Genomic DNA, 4,634 nt, shown 5'->3' with positions numbered 1-4,634 from the left:
CGCCGAGGTGCAGCGGGTAGTCGCAGCGCTCGGCGAGCAGGCGGTACGCCGACACCATCACGACCGGGTCGTTGTGCTTCACCGAGATCTTGATGTCGCGGAAGTCGTGCTCCTCGAACAACGAGCACTCCCAGATCCCGGTGATCGCCGACATCCACTTCCAGCCGAAGTACGTCTTCGCCGCGATCGACGCCGGCTGCGCCGCCGTACGCGTGAATCCCGGCAACATCCGCAAGTTCGACGACCAGATCAAGGAGATCTCGCGCGCCGCCAAGGACCGTGGCACCTCGATCCGGATCGGTGTCAACGCGGGCTCGCTCGACAAGCGCATCATGGACAAGTACGGCAAGGCCACTCCGGAGGCGCTCGTCGAGTCGGCCGTCTGGGAGGCCTCCTTGTTCGAGGAGCACGACTTCCACGACTTCAAGATCTCCGTCAAGCACAACGACCCCGTCGTGATGGTTCGTGCGTACGAACTGCTCGCTGCAGCAGGCGACTGGCCGCTGCACCTCGGCGTGACCGAGGCCGGGCCGGCGTTCCAGGGCACGATCAAGTCGAGCGTCGCCTTCGGACACCTGCTCAGCCAGGGCAACGGCGACACCATCCGCGTCTCGCTCTCCGCGCACCCGGTGGAAGAGGTCAAGGTCGGCCTCCAGATCCTGGAGTCGCTCAACCTCAAGCCGCGCCGGCTCGAGATCGTCTCCTGCCCCTCGTGCGGTCGGGCCCAGGTCGACGTCTACAAGCTCGCCGAAGAGGTGACCGCCGGTCTCGACGGCCTCGAGGTGCCGCTCCGCGTCGCCGTGATGGGCTGCGTCGTCAACGGCCCGGGCGAGGCCCGCGAGGCCGACCTCGGCGTCGCCTCCGGCAACGGCAAGGGCCAGATCTTCGTCAAGGGCGAGATCATCAAGACCGTGCCGGAGTCGAAGATCGTGGAGACACTGATCGAGGAGGCCCTGCGCCTCGCCGAGGGCATGGAACCGGTCGACGGCGCCGAGGCGTCCGTCAGCGTCAGCTGACCCTGACGCTGTCGAGTGCCGCTAGGCTCCCAGCGTGTTGACCACCCGCGACGACGTGCGGCTGCTGGGGCCCGACGACCGGGACGACTTCTTGGCCCTCACCTCCCTGGACCCGGTCGTCAACGTCTTCGCGGCCTACCGCGCGCGCGTCACCAACCTGGAGCCCCGCTGGCTGGGGGGCGAGATCTGGGGCCGGTTCGAGGACGACCGGCTCGTCGCGGGCTGCCACATGGGCGCCAACCTGGTCCCGGTGCAGTGCACGCCCGACGACGTGGGGCTGTTCGCCGACCGGGCCCTGGACCGGATGCGGTCGACGGCCACGATCGTCGGCCCGCACGACGCCGTCGCCGCGCTCTGGGAGACGGTCGGTGACCGTTGGTCGACACCGCGCGAGACCCGCTGGCGCCAGCCCCACCTGCAGATCGCCGGTGATCCACACGTGAGCCCGGACCCGGAGGTCCGGGTGACGACGGCCGCCGATCTGACGGCCCTCTATCCGGCGTGCGTGGACATGTACACCGAGGAGGTGGGCGTCTCGCCGGAGACCGCCGGCGGCAAGGACCTCTACCAGGCGCGCGTGCGCCAGCTGATCTCCCGGAGCTGGTCGTTCGCCCGCTTCGACGAGTCGGGTCGGGTCATCTTCAAGGCGGAGGTCGCCTGCGCGTCGCCGTACGCCGCTCAGGTGCAGGGCGTCTACGTCCACCCCGACCGGCGGGGGGAGGGTCTCTCGATCGTCGGGATGGCGGCAGTGGTGGCCCTGGTCCGCGAGCAGATCGCCCCGACCGTCTCGCTCTACGTCAACGAGTGGAACACCGCCGCTCGCGCGGCCTACGCGCGCGTCGGCTTCACCGAGACGACCCGGTTGTCCACGCTGATGTTCTGAGCAACCGCGGCATCTGGACTGCGGCGGCTACCAGGCTCCGGCTGACGCGGCCGACGACCTTGGATGCCGGGCAGCCTGCCCGAGGCTGATCCGCGGCTGCTGTACGGCGACCGGGTCCGTGGCGTTCTCGCACGACCCCTCGCTGCAGCGGACGGTGGAGGCCTGTGTGTCGCCGTTGATCTCGAGCAGCAGGTCCGTGTCGCTCTCGAAGCCGATCTGGCCGAACCAGCCCGTGGTGTAGTCACCGAGCAGGGTGCCGTCGAGCTCGCGCTCGCGCACCTCACCGGGGCCGATGCCGTCGGAGAGGATGTGCACGGTGGCCATCCGGTCGCCGTCGGTCGAGAACGCCTCGATGCGCTCGGTGCAGGACTTCCACAGGCGGACCCCCGGGTCCGACAGGCGGCTCAGCACCGCACAGCCGCCCCGATAGGGATCCTTGGTGTAGGTCGCGAGCAGGTCGTTGCCGATGTCGACATGGTTGGCCGGCCGCCTCGTGATCGTCGTGACGGTGCCCGTCGTCGTGTCCCACCACCGGACGCCGGAGTCGCCCTTGGCCCAGGTGGACAGCAGCACTCGTGGGCCGTCCATCCCGAGCACCTCGGGGTAGTTGGCGAAGTCCTTCTCGATCTTGAGCTTGCCGGTGCGCGAGGAGAAGACCCGGATCGGCAGGGCCTTGCGGCTGCCGCGCCCGGCGTGCACGAAGAAGCGACCGTTCTCGGAGAGCTTCAGCTCGAAGAACGAGATCCCTCGCTTGATCACCTTGGTGGTGTCGTCCGCCCTCACCCGCACGATGCGGAACCTGCCGCCACCGTTCTCGTCGCTCGTGCCCACCAGCCACGCCCTGCCGGCCTTGCCCAGCAGGTAGGCACGGCTCCCGCCGACGTCGACGGTCCGGTCGCCGAGGACGAAGTCGCCGTCCTCGATGTGCGCGAGGGCGATGTCGGCCCCCCGGGACAGGTCCTCCGGCTGAAGATCGACCGCCGCCGCCTGCGCGGGCACCATCAGCGCCGTACCGAACAAGGTGGCCGTCGTGGCCGTCACGACAAGGGCGCGGAGTGCGGAGGTCATGTGGGGTCTCCCGAGAAGTGCCGAGGATGTGTTGGTCCGTCAACTGTCTCAGACGTCGCCGGGAACGATCTGGTTGTCGTCTCACTGCTCGGGCCCGAAACCGCCTCGCTGGCCGCGCGACCCCCCACCTATCCTGTGCTCATGATCTTGCGCATGTCGTCCCTGTTCGTCCGCACGCTGCGTGACGACCCCAACGACGCGGAGGTCGCGAGCCATCGGCTGCTGGTGCGTGCGGGCTACATCCGCCGCGTCGCGCCGGGCATCTACACCTGGCTGCCGTTGGGGCTGCGCGTGCTGCGCAAGGTTGAGCAGATCATCCGCGACGAGATGGACGCGATCGGTGCCCAGGAGCTGTTGTTCCCCGCACTGCTGCCCAAGGAGCCCTACGAGGCGAGCAGTCGCTGGACGGACTACGGCGACAACATCTTCCGCCTCAAGGACCGCAAGGGCGCCGACTACCTCCTCGGCCCCACCCACGAGGAGATGTTCACGCTCGTCGTGAAGGACCTCTACAACTCCTACAAGGACCTGCCGCTCTCGATCTACCAGATCCAGACGAAGTACCGCGACGAGGCGCGTCCCCGTGCCGGCATCCTGCGCGGTCGCGAGTTCGTGATGAAGGACTCCTACTCCTTCGACATCGACGACGCCGGCCTCGACGCGTCCTACGCCGCACACCGCGGGGCCTACATCCGGATCTTCGACAAGCTCGGCTTCGAGTACGTCATCGTCAAGGCCACCTCGGGCGCCATGGGCGGCTCGAAGTCCGAGGAGTTCCTGGCCAAGGCAGCCGTCGGCGAGGACACCTATGTCCGGTGCACGCACTGCGACTACGCCGCCAACGTCGAGGCCGTCGCAGTCCGCGCCCCGCAGCCCGTGTCGTACGCCGACACGCCCGCCGCCCACGCCGAGGACACGCCCGCCACGCCGACCATCGACACGCTGGTCGACCACCTCAACTCGGCCTTCCCCCGGGAGGACCGTCCCTGGGTCGCCGGTGACACGCTGAAGAACGTGCTCGTGGTGCTCAAGCACCCCGACGGGACCCGCGAGCCCCTCGCGATCGGCGTCCCCGGGGACCGTGAGGTCGACCAGAAACGGCTCGAGGGACAGCTGGAGCCGATCGAGGTCGAGGCGATGGACGAGGCGGAGTTCGCCAAGCACCCCGCCCTGGTCAAGGGCTACATCGGCCCTGGCATGTTGGGCTCCGACTCTGCGGACAACGGAGGGTCGGGCATCCGCTTCGTCGTCGACCCCCGCGTCGTCGAGGGCACCCGCTGGGTGACCGGCGCCAACGTCCCCGGCTCCCACGTCCTGGACCTGGTCGTCGGTCGCGACTTCACGCCCGACGGCACGATCGAGGCCGCCGACGTCCGCGACGGCGACGCGTGCCCCAACTGCGCCGAGGGCACCCTCGAGGCCGCCCGCGGCATCGAGATGGGCCACATCTTCCAGCTGGGTCGCTTGTACGCCGACGCGCTGGACCTCAAGGTCCTCGACGAGAACGGCAAGCTCGTCACCGTGACGATGGGCTCCTACGGGATCGGCCCCTCACGCGCGGTGGCGGCGATTGCCGAGGGCACGCTCGACGAGATCGGGCTGGCCTGGCCCCGCAACGTCGCCCCCGTCGACGTACACATCGTGGCCGCGGGCAAGGACGAGGCGAA

General features: G+C 69.1%; 4 protein-coding genes and 1 pseudogene. 3 read left to right on the top strand and 2 right to left on the bottom strand.

The window, feature by feature from the left end; all coding sequences use genetic code 11:
• Positions 1 to 154, bottom strand: a 154-nt coding sequence (locus RMO85_RS04170) for a flavodoxin-dependent (E)-4-hydroxy-3-methylbut-2-enyl-diphosphate synthase (RefSeq protein ID WP_397203063.1), incomplete at its 3' end; no start/stop codon positions are given.
• Here RMO85_RS04170 and ispG point away from each other — a divergent pair.
• Positions 123 to 1,016, top strand: a pseudogene (ispG, locus tag RMO85_RS04165) (flavodoxin-dependent (E)-4-hydroxy-3-methylbut-2-enyl-diphosphate synthase); the annotation flags it as partial. The gene RMO85_RS04170 and the pseudogene ispG overlap by 32 nt on opposite strands.
• A gap of 34 nt (positions 1,017 to 1,050) precedes the next feature.
• A complete protein-coding gene (locus RMO85_RS04160) occupies positions 1,051 to 1,899 on the top strand; it encodes a GNAT family N-acetyltransferase (protein WP_310526654.1) in 849 nt (282 codons plus the stop codon).
• 27 nt (positions 1,900 to 1,926) lie between these two features.
• Here the strand turns inward: RMO85_RS04160 and RMO85_RS04155 are convergent, their stop codons facing one another.
• On the bottom strand, positions 1,927 to 2,967 hold the full coding sequence (locus tag RMO85_RS04155) for a hypothetical protein (RefSeq protein ID WP_310526653.1): 1,041 nt from the start codon (positions 2,965 to 2,967) through the stop codon (positions 1,927 to 1,929).
• A 141-nt stretch (positions 2,968 to 3,108) separates the two neighbouring features.
• Between RMO85_RS04155 and RMO85_RS04150 the strand changes: the two genes are divergently transcribed.
• Positions 3,109 to 4,634, top strand: a 1,526-nt coding sequence (locus tag RMO85_RS04150) for a proline--tRNA ligase (RefSeq protein WP_310526652.1), incomplete at its 3' end; no start/stop codon positions are given.

It is taken from the genome of Nocardioides sp., from assembly GCF_031422975.1.
GTDB lineage: Bacteria > Actinomycetota > Actinomycetes > Propionibacteriales > Nocardioidaceae > Nocardioides.
This window is presented reverse-complemented; position numbering and strand designations above follow the sequence as displayed.